We start from the raw sequence: 14,539 nt of genomic DNA on the forward strand, positions 1-14,539 counted from the left end.
TCATCGCCACCCCCGTTCTGCCGATCCCAACGCCTTCGGCACGACCGATCGTTCCGCAGGTCCCTCGTGTGGGTGTCCGACCACCCGGTCCAGTGGACAGGGGCTCACCCGGTCCCCAGGACGACGTCCCTTTCCCGGGGCGCGGACCGGGCCGCCCACCGGGCCCCGCTCGGGCCTCACCCGGCCCCCAGCGGGGGCGCCGGGATGCCGCCCGCGTCCAGATACGCCTGCGGTGGTTTCAGGCGCTGGCCGGGGAAGCCGCCCTTCTCGTACTTCAGAAGCTTCTTCGCCTTCTCCGGGTCGGTCTCGCCCTCGCCGTACGCCGGGCAGAGCGGGGCGATCGGGCAGGCGCCACAGGCCGGCTTGCGGGCGTGGCAGATACGGCGGCCATGGAAGATCACATGGTGCGAGAGCATGGTCCAGTCGCTCTTCGGGAAGAGCGCGCCGACGGCCGCCTCGATCTTGTCCGGGTCCGTCTCGTCGGTCCACTGCCAGCGGCGGACGAGCCTCTGGAAGTGCGTGTCGACGGTGATACCCGGGCGGCCGAAGGCGTTGCCCAGCACCACGAAGGCGGTCTTGCGGCCGACGCCGGGCAGCTTGACGAGATCCTCCAGCCGGCCGGGGACCTCACCGCCGAACTCCTCCACCAGGGCCTTCGAGAGCCCTATCACCGACTTGGTCTTGGCCCGGAAGAAGCCCGTCGGACGCAGGATCTCCTCGACCTCCTCGGGGTTGGCCGCAGCGAGGTCCTCGGGAGTCGGGTACCTGGCGAAGAGCGCCGGGGTGGTCTGGTTCACCCGCAGGTCCGTGGTCTGGGCGGACAGCACGGTCGCCACGATCAGCTGGAAGGGGTTCTCGAAGTCCAGTTCCGGGTGGGCGTACGGGTACACCTCGGCGAGCTCGCGGTTGATCCGGCGGGCCCGGCGGACGAGGGCGGCCCGGGACTCGTTCCCGGGGGGCTCGGGGGTGACGGTCCTGGCAGGGGCGACGCTCTCGACGGCGACGGTGGCCCTCTTGGGGACGGCCTCGACGTGCGCCGCCTTCCTGGCCGACTTCTTCGCGGGGGCCGGCTTCGCGGGGGAGGTCTTCTTCGCGGGGGAGGTCTTCTTCGCCGTGGCCTTCGCGGGGGCCGCCTTCTTGGTGGCCGGCTTCTTGGCGACCGGCTTCTTGGCGACCGACTTCTTGGCGGTGGTCTTCTTGGCAGGCGTCCTCGCGGCGGCGGCCTTCTTGGCAGGCGCCTTCGCCGGCGCCTGCTCCGGCTTCTGCTCCACCGGCGCCGGCTTTTCCTGTTTTGCCGTTTTCTCTCCGCCTGCGGCGCCCTGTTCGCCCACAGCGGAATTGCGACGTACAACCACCCGCCCAGCCCCCTTGGCCTGTGCTCTCACCGGCGATTTGGACACCCGGCCAGCCTAAGGCCCGGCGCCGACATCCGCCGCGGAGCCCACGGATCGGGCCCCGATTGGACCCCTGCCGCGTACCCCGGCACATCCGTGCGGCATCCTTGTGACAGATCACACTGTTTGGACCGTCCGGCAAAATGGGGAACACGGTCCCCTGGTATCCAGGGGAGCAAGATCCCCTGAGCAGGTCGACAAGGAGAGAACTCGTGGACGACGTTCTGCGGCGCGCCCCGCTCTTCGCGGCGCTCGATGACGAGCAGGCCGCGGAGCTCCGCGCCTCCATGAGTGAGGTGACCCTCGCCCGCGGCGACTCGCTGTTCCACGAGGGCGACCCCGGCGACCGCCTGTACGTGGTCATGGAAGGCAAGGTCAAGCTTCACCGCACGTCCCCCGACGGCCGCGAGAACATGCTTGCGGTGCTGGGCCCCGGTGAGCTGATCGGCGAGCTGTCGCTGTTCGACCCGGGCCCGCGCACGGCGACGGCCACCGCGCTGACCGAGGTCAAACTGCTGGGCCTGGGCCACGGCGACCTCCAGCCGTGGCTGAACGCGCGGCCCGAGGTGGCCGCGGCACTGCTGCGCGCGGTGGCCCGGCGACTGCGCAAGACCAACGACCAGATGTCCGATCTGGTCTTCTCCGATGTGCCCGGCCGTGTGGCCCGCGCGCTGCTGGACCTGTCGCGCCGGTTCGGCGTGCAGTCCGAAGAGGGCATCCACGTGGTGCACGACCTCACCCAGGAGGAACTGGCCCAGCTGGTCGGCGCCTCGCGTGAGACCGTGAACAAGGCCCTGGCGGACTTCGCCCAGCGCGGCTGGCTCCGTCTGGAGGCGCGCGCGGTGATCCTGCTGGACGTGGAGCGGCTGGCCAAGCGTTCCCGCTGACGCCCGGTCCCGGCCGTCCGTACGACTGCGGGTCCCGTTCTCCGAGGAGGCGGGGCCCGTTTTCGTCACCGGGGACCGGCACAGTTGCCGCATGATCGTTTCACCGCATCGCCACGCTCGGGGCAAGGGCCTCGACTCACAGGGGTATATCCGGCGTGAGGGCGCCCTCGGACTCGTCCCGGACGCCTTCCGGCCCGTCGTCACCGCCGCCCGTGAGCGGCTGCCCGTCGTCTTCGGAGCGAGGATGACCAGCGCGTACCTCTACGGGTCGATTCCGCGCGGCACCGCGCGCGTGGGACGCAGCGACCTCGATCTGCTGGTCGCGCTGAGCGAGGAGCCCACCGAGGGGGATCGCGACAGCGCCCGGGACCTCGGGGACACGCTCGACGGGGAGTTCCCGCAGATCGACGGTGTCGGCACGCTCCTGTTCAGCCGTGCGCGCCTGGTGAGCGATCTGGAGAGGTACGACCTGGGCTGGTTCGTCGCCTGTCTGTGTACGCCGCTGCTGGGCGAGGACCTCGCGGACGGCCTGCCCCGCTACCGGCCCGACTCCCGCCTCGCCCGCGAGACGAACGGCGACCTCGCGCTGCATCTGCCGCGGTGGCGCTCACGGATCTCGGAGGCCCTCACCGAGGAGGCCCGTCGGGGCCTTGTGCGGGGTATCTCCCGCCATCTGGTGCGCACCGGCTTCACCCTCGTCATGCCCCGCTGGAACGGCTGGACCAGCGACCTCGGGGAGATGGCCGACGCGTTCGCCGCGTACTACCCGGAGCGGGCCGCCCGGATGCGCGCCGCGGCCGTGTGCGGTTACGAGCCGCACGGCGATCCGGCCGTCCTGCGGGCCTACGTCGACGACCTCGGGCCCTGGCTCGCCGAGGAGTACGCGCGCGTACACGGCGTCAAAGCGCCACGGCCCCAGCCGGGGCCCTAAGGGGTTCGTTCGGATCACCCCGGGGTCCGCGACCGCCCGGCGCCTGATCCGAACCGATCCGAACGAAACCCCCTGGCCGCCCCGGTCGCTCAGATCAGGCCGTGTTCCCTGAGGTAGTCCATCTGCGCCCGTACCGACAGCTCGGCCGCCGGCCACAGGGAGCGGTCCACGTCCGCGTACACATGGGCCACGACCTCGGCCGCCGTGCGGTGGCCGTCCTCGACCGCCGTCTCGACCTGTGCGAGACGGTGGGCCCGGTGGGCGAGGTAGTACTCGACGGCGCCCTGGGCGTCCTCGAGGACGGGCCCGTGGCCGGGGAGCACGGTGTGGACGCCGTCGTCGACCGTGAGCGACCTCAGACGGCGCAGGGAGTCCAGATAGTCCCCCAGGCGACCGTCGGGATGCGCCACGACCGTCGTGCCGCGGCCCAGGATGGTGTCACCGGTCAGGACCGCCCGGTCGGCCGGGAGGTGGAAGCACAGGGAGTCGGCGGTGTGACCCGGCGTCGGCACCACCCGCAGCTCGAGGCCACCCACGGTGACGACGTCCCCGGGGCCGAGCCCCTCGTCGCCGAGCCGGAGCGCCGGGTCCAGGGCGCGCACCTTGGTGCGCGTCAGCTCGGCGAACCGCGCGGCCCCCTCCGCATGGTCCGGATGGCCGTGCGTGAGCAGGGTGAGCGCGACCCGTCTGCCCGACTTCTCCACCGTTTCGATCACATGGCGCAGGTGCCCGTCGTCGAGCGGGCCCGGGTCGATGACCACCGCCAGCTCGGAGTCGGGCTCGGAGACTATCCAGGTGTTGGTGCCGTCGAGGGTCATCGCCGACGCGTTGGGGGCGAGGACGTTCACCGCGCGCGCGGTGGCGGGACCGCTGAGGACCCCGCCGCGCGGCTGGCCGGGGAGTGCTGCGGCGTCCGTCATGCGGGGGAGCCTTCCGTCGCGTAGGTCATGCGGGCGCTTCACCCGTCGGGATGTGCCTGGTGAACTCGTCGTGCCCGGGCCAGGCCAGGACGACCTGGCCGTCCTCCAGGTGGGCCCTGGCCAGCACCGGCGCCAGATCACGGCCGGGCGCGGCCTTGAGCGCGTCGGCGGCGGTGGCGTACGGCACCAGCTGGCGCAGGGTCGCGATGGTGGGCGGCATCATCAGCAGCTCGCCCTTGTCGTACGAGTCGGCCGCGTCGCGGGGGCGGATCCACACGGTCCGGTCGGCCTCCGTGGAGGCGTTGCGGGTGCGCTGCCCTTCGGGGAGGGCGGCCACGAAGAACCAGGTGTCGTAGCGGCGGGGCTCGAACTCGGGGGTGATCCAGCGGGTCCACGCGCCGAGCAGGTCGGAGCGCAGGACAAGTCCCCGGCGGTCGAGGAACTCGGCGAAGGAGAGGTCACGGGCGACCAGGGACGCGCGGTCCGCCTCCCAGTCCTCGCCGGTGGTGTCTCCGACGACCGTCTCGGGGGTGGGGCCGGCGAGCAGGACGCCGGCCTCCTCGTACGTCTCCCGTACGGCGGCGCAGACGATGGCCTGGGCGGATGTCTCGTCGACGCCCAGGCGGCCCGCCCACCACGCGCGCGTGGGGCCCGCCCAGCCGATGCGGCGGTCGTGGTCGCGCGGGTCGACACCGCCGCCCGGGTAGGCGTACGCGCCTCCGGCGAAGGCCATGGAGGCGCGTCTGCGCAGCATGTGCACGGCGGGGGCGCCGTCGGTGTCCCTCAGGAGCATCACGGTGGCCGCACGCTTGGGGGTGACCGGGGTGAGCGTGCCCTCCGCGAGCGCGCGGATCCGTGACGGCCACTCCGGTGGAAACCACTGCCCATTCGCCATGGGCGGAGGCTATCCCTTAGTGCGCGGATGTTCGAGAGGCAGTGATCGCCACACCCGGCGGGTCACCGGCCGCACCCGGCGGGTGCCCGCCGAACGGCGCCCCCCTGGAGGAGCCGTCCAGGGCCTGCGCCGGTCTTGCGGGGCCTGACGTCGGACGGACGCGATCACGCCTCCGTGAGCTCCACCTGGATCTCCACCTCGACCGGCGCGTCCAGCGGCAGCACCGCCACGCCGACCGCGCTGCGGGCGTGCACGCCCCGGTCACCGAGGACCTCGCCGAGCAGTTCGCTGGCGCCGTTGACGACGCCCGGCTGACCCGTGAAGTCCGCGGCCGACGCCACGAAGCCGACGACCTTCACCACGCGCGCGATGCGGTCCAGGTCACCCGTGACGGACTTGACGGCGGCGAGCGCGTTCAGCGCGCATGTGCGGGCCAGGTCCTTGGCCTCCTCCGCGGTGACCTCGGCGCCGACCTTGCCGGTCACCGGGAGCTTGCCGTCCACCATCGGAAGCTGCCCGGAGGTGTACACGTACACCCCGGACCGCACGGCCGGCTGGTAGGCGGCCAGCGGCGGCACGACCTCCGGGAGCGTCAGCCCGAGTTCGGCGATCCGGGACTCGACCGCGCTCATGCCTGCTTCTCCCGCTTCAGGTAGGCCACCAGCTGCTCGGGGTTGTTCGGCCCGGGCACCACCTGGACGAGCTCCCAGCCGTCCTCGCCCCAGGTGTCCAGAATCTGCTTCGTGGCGTGGACGAGCAGCGGCACGGTTGCGTATTCCCACTTGGTCATGGGCCGACTGTAGCCGCTGTCGCGGCCGGGGCATGCGGCCGACCACGGGCCCGTGCGCCCAAGGCCCGCGACCGGACGCGAGCCGGGCCGATCGGGAGGTGCGGGCCGAGGGCGACCCGGCAGACGACCGAGGATCCGGCCGGGCGGGCCCCTGCGCGGCCCGGCGTGGGCCGACTGTGACGGGCGTTGTCCACAGCCTCGCGCGTAGCCCGCGCGCGGACTGGTTAGGCTCGAAGACGTGAGCAGGCTCCAGGTCGTCAGCGGCAAGGGCGGGACCGGTAAGACGACGGTCGCCGCGACACTCGCGCTCTCCCTCGCGACCGAGGGCAAACGCACCCTTCTCGTCGAGGTCGAGGGCAGACAGGGCATCGCGCAACTCTTCGAGACGGAAGCGCTTCCGTACGAGGAGCGCAAGATCGCCGTGGCCCCGGACGGCGGCGAGGTGTACGCGCTGGCCATCGACCCCGAATTGGCCCTTCTGGACTACCTCCAGATGTTCTACAAACTGGGCGGCGCGGGACGGGCCCTGAAGAAGCTCGGAGCCATCGACTTCGCCACCACCATCGCGCCCGGCCTGAGGGACGTGCTCCTCACGGGCAAGGCGTGCGAGGCCGTCCGCCGGAAGGACAGAAGCGGCAGGTTCGCGTACGACTACGTGGTGATGGACGCACCCCCCACCGGACGCATCACCCGCTTCCTTAACGTGAACGACGAGGTGGCGGGCCTCGCCAAGATCGGCCCGATACACAATCAGGCCCAGGCGGTGATGCGGGTGCTGAAGTCCCCGGAGACGGCCGTGCACATGGTGACGCTTCTGGAGGAGATGCCCGTCCAGGAGACCGCGGACGGAATCACCGAACTGCGCTCCGCCGGCCTTCCGGTGGGCCGGATCATCGTGAACATGGTGCGGCCCACGATCCTGGACGAGCCCGAGCTGGACCTCGCGCACGCCGTGCCGCGGACGGCCCTCGCCAAGACCCTGTCGAATGCCGGGCTCGGCGGTGCGCGCCGCGGCGGGCTCGCGGAGCGGCTGGTGGACCCGCTGCTCCAGCAGGCCGACGAGTACGCGGAGCGGTTCGCCCTGGAGCGCGAGCAGCGCGCCGTGCTCACGGACCTCGGTCTGCCACTGCACGAACTGCCGCTGCTCGCCGAGGGCATGGACCTGGCGGGCCTGTACGAACTGGCCACGGAACTGCGTCAGCAAGGGATCTCATGAGTAGTCCGGACCCAGCCCCCACGCACGACGACAAGGCGTCCACGGACCACACGGACACGGGCTCTTCACGCGCGCTGAAGCACGTACCCGTCCTGGAGGTCGACCCGCTCCTCGACGACCCGAGCACCCGCATCGTGGTGTGCTGCGGCTCCGGTGGCGTCGGCAAGACGACCACGGCGGCGGCCCTGGGGCTGCGGGCCGCCGAGCGCGGCCGCAAGGTGGTCGTGCTCACCATCGACCCGGCCCGCAGGCTGGCTCAGTCGATGGGCATCGACGCGCTGGGCAACAGTCCCCGGCGGGTGAAGGGCATCGAGGACGCCGCGGGCGGCGAACTGCACGCCATGATGCTCGACATGAAGCGCACCTTCGACGAGATCGTCGAGGCGCACGCGGATCCCGACCGGGCGGCCGCCATTCTGGGCAACCCCTTCTACCAGTCGCTCTCGGCGGGCTTCGCGGGCACGCAGGAGTACATGGCGATGGAGAAGCTGGGGCAGCTGCGCGCACGGGACGAGTGGGACCTCATCGTCGTCGACACACCGCCCTCGCGCTCGGCGCTGGACTTCCTGGACGCCCCCAAACGGCTCGGGTCGTTCCTGGACGGCAAGCTGATCCGGGTGCTGATGGCCCCGGCGAAGGTGGGCGGCCGTGCGGGGATGAAGTTCCTGAACGTCGGGATGTCGATGATGACCGGCGTCCTGGGGAAGCTGCTCGGGGGTCAGCTCCTCAAAGACGTCCAGACGTTCGTGGCCGCCATGGACACCATGTTCGGCGGGTTCCGTACGCGCGCGGACGCCACGTACAAGCTGCTGCAGGCGCCGGGCACGGCGTTCCTGGTGGTGGCGGCTCCGGAGCGGGACGCGTTGCGCGAGGCCGCGTACTTCGTGGAGCGGCTGGCCGCCGAGGACATGCCGCTGGCCGGTCTCGTTCTCAACCGGGTGCACGGCAGCAGCGCCGCACAGCTGTCGGCCGAGCGGGCGCTCGCCGCCGCCGAAAATCTTGAAGACCCCCGCATTGTGGATCAGCAGGACGGGAAAGCTGGTCTTCGTAACTCTCCCGACACGTACGGAAGTTCAGAACCCCCCTCATCCGATGCATCTGTTCCCGACGCAGGCTCCCCCGCCTCCACGGACCAGGACCGGAGCATCGAGCAACTCACCGCGGGCCTGCTCCGGCTGCATGCCGAACGTATGCAGCTGCTCTCCCGCGAACAGCGCACACGTGACCGTTTCACCGCCCGCCACCCCGAGGTGGCCGTGGCGGAGGTGGCCGCGCTGCCCGGCGACGTCCACGACCTTGCGGGGCTACGGGACATCGGGGACCGCCTCGCGGCGAACGGACCGGAATACGCCGAGGAGCGTGAAGCGCGCGCGTAGGGGCTCCCGGGTGCCTGCCCTGCTCCCACGGCGCCTGCTACGGCGTCCGCGCTGCTAGTGGGCGTGACGTAGCGCATGTGTGAGGGCCTGAGTTGATGGCCCTTCTGGTCGATGCCGCATGCCCGGGCGGTGGGGGGGTGGCACATGCCCGCGAGGGCACGGCACAGCCGTACCTCGGGCACGCCTCTCAGACGCCGGCCGACGAGGAGATCGATCCCCCGGGCCATGCCACAACCGCTCAAGGACACACCGGAAACACCACTGGCCACAGTCCGACGGCCGACAGTCAACCCGCGGAAGTCCAACCGCAGACAGTGCAATCGCCCAAGGTTGAACGCCGAAAGTCAGGCAGCCCCGGAGCCGCGCCCGGCGGTGGCCGCGCTCAGCTCACCGCCGCGTAGCTCTCGTATGCCTCTTCCTCGTCGAGGGGCAGCAGGCCCGCTCCACGCTCATACTCCGTACGTGCGGTCTCCAGCAGGCGACGCCACGAGGTGACGGTCGGCCGCCTGCGCAGCAGTGCGCGACGCTCACGCTCCGTCATGCCACCCCACACGCCGAACTCGACGCGGTTGTCGAGTGCGTCGGCCAGACATTCGGTGCGTACCGGGCATCCGGTGCACACCGCCTTGGCCCTGTTCTGCGCTGCTCCCTGAACGAACAGTTCATCCGGATCGGTAGTGCGGCAGGCCGCCTGCGCACTCCAGTCGGTTACCCAGCCCATACCGGCGCCGTCCTCTCCCGAATCGAGGCTCCCCCACGGCGGCAGCGGCATATTCACCGCCGCCAGTTGAGGACGTTACGGAAGGTGGGCACAGCGCAACACCCCCTGCGGGCCCAATCTTGAATGGTCCGAACGGACTATGGGTAAGCGGCAGATCACCCGGGGGAGTGAGCTGACGACATACGTGACTTTGGGGGCGAACCAGCACACTTCAGTTGCGTCACAACGGACGCCCGGTGACACACGAGGCGGATTCGGACACGCACCCAACAAAAAAGTTGGAGGAACACCGGAACGATTCGGGGTCGCCGGACGTACTTGATACGTGGCCCTGCTGCTGTGACAGTTGTGAGCAGCTTAGGCCAAGGCCTAGACGCGTGTCCGGCGAATGAGAACGTAGGCTGCCCTCATGCCAAAGAAGCGCTCGGGCGGGGGGCTGTCCCCCGTGCAGCAGGCCGCCAAGTTCCTCGGGGTCAGTGTGCTCGCGGGGGCGGTGATGGCCGGCATCGCGCTGCCCGCAGCGGGTGCGCTCGGACTCGCGGCCAAGGGGTCGGTCCAGGGATTCGACGAGATCCCGTCCAACCTGAAGAGCCCGCAGCTGAGCCAGCGCACCACCATTCTGGACAGCCAGGGCGGCCAGATCGCCACGGTCTACTCCCGCGACCGCACGGTGGTGGACCTCAAGGACATCTCGCCGTATATGCAGAAGGCGATCGTCGCGATCGAGGACTCGCGGTTCTACGAGCACGGCGCGATCGACCTGAAGGGCGTTCTGCGTGCGCTGAACCAGAACGCGCAGAGCGGAGGGGTCGCCCAGGGCGCCTCCACGCTCACGCAGCAACTGGTGAAGAACTACTTCGTGGAGGAGGCCGGCGACGACCCGACGAAGGTCGCCCAGGCCACCCAGCAGACCCTCGGCCGCAAGGTCCGCGAGCTGAAGTACGCGATCCAGATCGAGGAGAAGCTCGGCAAGAAGAAGATCCTCGAGAACTATCTGAACATCACCTTCTTCGGCCAGCAGGCCTACGGCGTGGAGGCGGCCTCCGAACGCTATTTCTCCAAGCACGCCAAGGACCTCAAGCTCCAGGAGGCCGCGCTCCTCGCGGGCCTCGTCCAGTCCCCCACCCGGTACGACCCGGTGAACGACGAGGCGGAGGCCAAGAAGCGGCGCAATGTGGTGCTGCAGCGCATGGCCGATGTCCACGACATCACCCAGGCCGAGGCCGACAAGGCCAAGAAGACGGGCCTCGGGCTGAAGGTGAGCGAGCCGAAGAACGGCTGCATCACGGCGGTCAAGGGCGCGGGCTTCTTCTGCGACTACGTGCGCGAGGTGTTCCTGAACGACCCGATGTTCGGCAAGACCAAGGCCGACCGGGCGAAGATCTGGAACCGCGGCGGTCTGACGATCCACACGACGCTGGACCCACAGGCCCAGGAGTCGGTGCAGAAGTCGGTCAAGGGACACGTCAACAAGAGTGACGAGGTGGCCACCGCCGCGACCATCGTCGAGCCCGGCACCGGCAGGATCCTCGCGATGGGCCAGTCCCGTCCGTACGGCTTCGGCAAGAACGAGACGCAGATCAACCTCTCGGTCGACAAGGCCATGGGCGGCGGCGCGGGCTACCAGCCCGGTTCGACGTTCAAGCCGATCGTGGCCGCGGCCGCCATAGAGGGCGGCACGCCGGCGACCCAGGAGTACCCCTCGCCGTACGAGATGGAGTACCCGAGCCCGGTCGACGCCTGCGACGGCAAGAGGTGGATGAACTCGGAGAACGCCAAGCTCACCAACGAGAACGAGGAGGAGCACGGCCCGTACGGCATGAAGGAGGCGACCGCCAAGTCGGTCAACACCTACTACGTGCAGCTGATCAGCGACATCGGCATCTGCCCGGTGATCAACATGGCCGGGAAGATGGGCGTGCGCCGTGCGGACGGGCTGAGCATCGACCAGGCCCCGTCGATCGCCCTCGGCACCCAGGAGATGTCGCCGCTGACGATGGCGAGCGCGTACGCGACCTTCGCCGACCGTGGCACGTACTGCACTCCCGTCGCCATCGAGTCGATCACGCAGACCGTCGGCAACCAGAAGAAGTCGCTGGCCGTCCCTAAGTCGACGTGCTCACGCGCCATGTCGGAGACCACCGCGGACACGATCAACACGATCCTCAAGGGCGTGGTCGAGGACGGCACGGGTACGCAGGCCGGCCTCGGCAGCCGTCCCAGCGCGGGCAAGACCGGTACGACGGACTTCCGCTACGCGGCCTGGTTCGTCGGCTACACGCCGAACATGGCGGGCGCGGTCTGGGTGGGCGACCCGGCGCACAAGCGGCGCATGGTCAACATCACCATCGGTGGCACCCCCTACGCCAAGGTCTACGGCGGCCAGGTCCCGGGTCCGATCTGGCGCGACATGATGACGGGCGCGCTGGAGGGCAAGCCGGTCCAGGACTTCACCCTCGTCGACATCCCCGACAGCACCCACGACGAGGGGCAGGGCGACGAAGGGAACGACCAGGGGAACGGCAACGGCGGGCAGGGCGACGGCGGACTGATCGGCGGACTGATCGGCGGACTGGGCCACGGCGGCGCCCACGGCGGAACCAACGGGACGACGACCGGGGCGACCGGCGGCGGCCCGGCCCCGTCGCCCTCCTTCTCCATCCCGGAGGGGTGGTTCCAGGGCAACGGAAACGGCGGGAACGGTACCGGCGGGCCGCGGGGTTAGCTCCCGCTCAGGACGCCCCGGCCGGCGTCCGGTACGACGACGGGGGCGCCCCTCACCCGGAGGGGCGCCCCCGCTGCCATGAGCGCCGGGGCGACGGGTGGGCCGGTCAGCTCCCTGCGAGGAGCTGCTTGACCACGGCGGCGACGCGTCCGCCCTCCGCCTGGCCCGCGACCTTCGGGTTGACGATCTTCATGACCTGGCCCATGGCGCGCGGGCCCTCGGCGCCCGCCGCCTTCGCCTCCTCCACGGCCTGGGCGACGATCTGCCGCAGCTCGTCGTCGGACAGCTGCTTGGGCAGGTACGCGGCGAGCACCTCGCCCTCCGCCTTCTCCCGCTCGGCCTGCTCGGTGCGGCCGCCCTGGGCGAAGGCATCGGCGGCCTCCCGGCGCTTCTTCGCCTCGCGGGTGATCACCTTGGTGACCTCCTCGTCGGAGAGCTCGCGCTTCTCCTTGCCCGCGACCTCCTCCTTGGTGATCGCGGCGAGCGTCAGCCGGAGCGTCGAGGAGCGGAGCTCGTCGCGCTCCTTGATCGCGGCGTTGAGGTCTTCCTGCAGCTTCGACTTGAGCGTGGTCATGGCTCCGATTGTCGCAGGTGTGCCGGGGCGGCCGCCCCATGATTTCCGGTGGCGCGGAGGTGTTGCGACTCCCCAACTCGCCCACGCTGCCGCCCGGCCGCGGTTGTCCACAGGCGGGCGCGTGACGCGCCGGGATTCTGACACGATGGTCGTATGCGCGCGCGATACGGAGTGCCCCTGGGAATCACGGCGGTGGCCGCCGCCGGACTGCTGTACTCGGCCGGGTTCGAGGCCCGGTCCTTCCGGCTGCGCCGGGTGACGGTCCCGGTGCTGCCGCCGGGCATGCGCCCGGTGCGTGTGCTCCAGGTCTCCGACATCCACATGGTGGGCGGACAGCGCAAGAAGCAGCGCTGGCTGCGCTCCCTGGCGGGACTGCGCCCCGACATCGTGATCAACACCGGGGACAACCTCTCCGATCCCGAGGGCGTGCCGGAGGTGCTGGACGCGCTGGGCCCGCTGATGGATTTCCCCGGGGCGTACGTCTTCGGATCGAACGACTACTACGGCCCCAGGCTCCGCAACCCCGCCCGCTACTTGGTGGAGAAGGCAAGGGGCAGCCACGGTCTGAACGGCAATCCGCCCGTGGTCGGGGCCGTCCACAACCCCTGGGAGGACCTGCGGGACGGCTTCGACGCGGCGGGCTGGCTGAACCTGACGAACAAGCGGGGCACGCTGAAGGTCGAGGGCCTGGAGATCGAGCTGACGGGCCTGGACGACCCGCACATCAAGCGCGACCGGTACGCGCGGGTGGCGGGCGGCCCCTCGGCGTCGGCCGACTTCTCGATCGGTGTGGTCCACGCGCCGTACCTGCGTGCCCTCGACGCGTTCACCGCGGACGGCTACCCGCTGATCCTCGCGGGCCACACCCACGGCGGCCAGCTGTGCATCCCCTTCTACGGCGCGCTGGTCACCAACTGCGATCTGGACACCGACCGGGTGAAGGGTCTGTCCCGGCACACGGCGGAAGGCCTCACCTCCTATATGCACGTGTCGGCGGGCTGCGGGACGAACCGCTACACCCCGGTACGGTTCGCATGCCCGCCGGAGGCGACACTGCTGACGCTGGTGGGCAGGGGGTAGCGGAGCCACCGGCCCGGTGACTCACGCAGGGACGGCAGCCGACGCCGTAACCCGCTCGGACCACCCGTATCGCCCATTTCGCCCGGCCTGCTTAGCGTGAGGGCATGATCGGGCCGCTCCCCAAGGACATCCCGGACCTCCCTCCGGTGCCGGGCATGCCGGCGCTGCTGCCGTCCACCGTGCCCCCCACCGCCGTGTTGGCCGTCATACACCACCCGAAGGTGGCCGCCTACCGCCTGATGGTGGCCCTGACGGCCGCCGCCGCGGTGGCCGTCGACCTGCACCTCGGCAACCCGGCACGGGTGCTGAGCTACTTCACGATCCAGGTCGACGCACTGCTCGCGCTCGTCTTCATCCTGTCGGCGTGGCGGGCGTGGACGGCCCACCGCCCGCTCCCGCCCCTGATGGCCGGGGGCACGGTCTTCTACGCCCTGATCACCGGCCTCGTCTACCACGTACTGCTGGTGAACGAACCGGGCCCCTTCTCCATGACCGGCCAGACGGGGGCACCCACGGGCTGGGCAGCGCTCACCAACCAGATCCTGCACACCCTGATCCCGGTCGCGGCACTGCTCGACTGGCTGCTGCTGACGAGCCCGGTGCCCCTGGGCCTGCGCCAGGCGAGGACCTGGCTGCTGTACCCCCTGGCCTACCTGATCTTCTCCCTGATCCGCGGCGAGCGGCTCCCGCCGGGCACACCGGAGCGCTACCTGTATCCGTTCCTGGACGCGGGCCGGCTCGGCTACAAAAGCGTCCTCGCCAACGCACTCCTGCTCGGCCTGGCGTTCTTCGCCCTGGCCCTCCTCATGGTCGCCCTGGACCACGTCCGCCCGGACCCCACCCGCCGCCCGAAAACCGGATTTCGTCTCCAGCCGCCAGTGGGCTAAAGTAAACGTCGTCGCCGCGGCAAGCAGCGACATCGGGGTGTAGCGCAGCTTGGCAGCGCGCTTCGTTCGGGACGAAGAGGTCGTGGGTTCAAATCCCGCCACCCCGACAGTCAAGTAGCAGGTCAGAGGGCCCTTACCGTTTC

The 14,539-nt window shown here is 70.4% G+C and carries 14 protein-coding genes and 1 tRNA gene; 8 read left to right on the forward strand and 7 right to left on the reverse strand.

All coding sequences use genetic code 11. From position 1 onward, the window contains the following. Positions 1-176: 176 nt before the first annotated feature. On the reverse strand, positions 177-1,271 hold the full coding sequence (gene nth, locus LZ604_RS02695; protein ID WP_234512188.1) for an endonuclease III: 1,095 nt from the start codon (positions 1,269-1,271) through the stop codon (positions 177-179). 335 nt (positions 1,272-1,606) lie between these two features. Between nth and LZ604_RS02700 the strand changes: the two genes are divergently transcribed. Beyond that, positions 1,607-2,281, forward strand: a complete 675-nt coding sequence (locus tag LZ604_RS02700) for a Crp/Fnr family transcriptional regulator (protein WP_103837943.1) — start codon at positions 1,607-1,609, stop codon at positions 2,279-2,281. A gap of 91 nt (positions 2,282-2,372) precedes the next feature. Further along, a complete protein-coding gene (locus LZ604_RS02705) occupies positions 2,373-3,212 on the forward strand; it encodes a nucleotidyltransferase domain-containing protein (RefSeq protein ID WP_234512190.1) in 840 nt (279 codons plus the stop codon). 89 nt (positions 3,213-3,301) lie between these two features. Here LZ604_RS02705 and LZ604_RS02710 read toward each other — a convergent pair whose 3' ends face one another. The 4 genes from LZ604_RS02710 to sp36 all read right to left on the reverse strand — a co-directional run bounded on the left by LZ604_RS02710 (position 3,302) and on the right by sp36 (position 5,817). Continuing rightward, positions 3,302-4,132: an MBL fold metallo-hydrolase gene (locus LZ604_RS02710; protein WP_234512192.1), complete on the reverse strand. Its 831-nt coding sequence runs from the start codon at positions 4,130-4,132 to the stop codon at positions 3,302-3,304. 25 nt (positions 4,133-4,157) lie between these two features. After that, the gene (locus tag LZ604_RS02715) at positions 4,158-5,027 is read right to left on the reverse strand and encodes an NUDIX hydrolase (protein ID WP_234512194.1); all 870 of its coding nucleotides are present in this window, start codon (positions 5,025-5,027) and stop codon (positions 4,158-4,160) included. A 164-nt stretch (positions 5,028-5,191) separates the two neighbouring features. Then, on the reverse strand, positions 5,192-5,659 hold the full coding sequence (locus LZ604_RS02720) for a RidA family protein (protein WP_234512196.1): 468 nt from the start codon (positions 5,657-5,659) through the stop codon (positions 5,192-5,194). Next, the gene (gene sp36, locus LZ604_RS02725; RefSeq protein WP_003975360.1) at positions 5,656-5,817 is read right to left on the reverse strand and encodes a Sp36 family protein; all 162 of its coding nucleotides are present in this window, start codon (positions 5,815-5,817) and stop codon (positions 5,656-5,658) included. Before sp36 ends, LZ604_RS02720 begins: the two co-directional genes overlap by 4 nt. 238 nt (positions 5,818-6,055) lie before the next feature. Here sp36 and bagA point away from each other — a divergent pair, with 238 nt between their 5' ends. Next, positions 6,056-7,033, forward strand: coding sequence for an ATPase BagA (gene bagA, locus LZ604_RS02730; RefSeq protein ID WP_234512198.1), 978 nt, complete (start codon positions 6,056-6,058; stop codon positions 7,031-7,033). Next, complete coding sequence (gene bagB, locus LZ604_RS02735; RefSeq protein ID WP_234512200.1) at positions 7,030-8,409, forward strand: ATPase BagB; 1,380 nt, start codon at positions 7,030-7,032, stop codon at positions 8,407-8,409. The genes bagA and bagB overlap by 4 nt, the downstream gene beginning before the upstream one ends. Positions 8,410-8,791: 382 nt before the next feature. Here bagB and LZ604_RS02740 read toward each other — a convergent pair whose 3' ends face one another. Next, complete coding sequence (locus LZ604_RS02740; protein ID WP_234512202.1) at positions 8,792-9,130, reverse strand: WhiB family transcriptional regulator; 339 nt, start codon at positions 9,128-9,130, stop codon at positions 8,792-8,794. A 409-nt stretch (positions 9,131-9,539) separates the two neighbouring features. On the opposite strand from LZ604_RS02740, the gene LZ604_RS02745 reads away from it, so the two are divergent. Next, entirely contained in the window at positions 9,540-11,855 is a 2,316-nt protein-coding gene (locus tag LZ604_RS02745) for a transglycosylase domain-containing protein (protein WP_234512204.1), read from the forward strand. A 106-nt stretch (positions 11,856-11,961) separates the two neighbouring features. On the opposite strand, the gene LZ604_RS02750 is transcribed toward LZ604_RS02745, so the two are convergent. Beyond that, positions 11,962-12,429 carry a GatB/YqeY domain-containing protein gene (locus LZ604_RS02750; protein ID WP_234512206.1) on the reverse strand — a complete coding sequence of 156 codons (468 nt, stop codon included), beginning with the start codon at positions 12,427-12,429 and terminating at the stop codon, positions 11,962-11,964. 153 nt (positions 12,430-12,582) lie between these two features. On the opposite strand from LZ604_RS02750, the gene LZ604_RS02755 reads away from it, so the two are divergent. The 3 genes from LZ604_RS02755 (at position 12,583) to LZ604_RS02765 (ending at position 14,503) form a co-directional block, all read left to right on the forward strand. Further along, complete coding sequence (locus LZ604_RS02755) at positions 12,583-13,509, forward strand: metallophosphoesterase (protein ID WP_234512208.1); 927 nt, start codon at positions 12,583-12,585, stop codon at positions 13,507-13,509. A gap of 104 nt (positions 13,510-13,613) precedes the next feature. Further along, entirely contained in the window at positions 13,614-14,396 is a 783-nt protein-coding gene (locus tag LZ604_RS02760; RefSeq protein ID WP_234512210.1) for a Pr6Pr family membrane protein, read from the forward strand. Between the two features lie 33 nt (positions 14,397-14,429). Beyond that, a tRNA-Pro gene (locus LZ604_RS02765) sits at positions 14,430-14,503 on the forward strand. Positions 14,504-14,539: the final 36 nt, after the last annotated feature.

The sequence above is a fragment of the Streptomyces glomeratus genome, from assembly GCF_021462825.1.
Taxonomy (GTDB): Bacteria; Actinomycetota; Actinomycetes; order Streptomycetales; family Streptomycetaceae; genus Streptomyces; species Streptomyces glomeratus.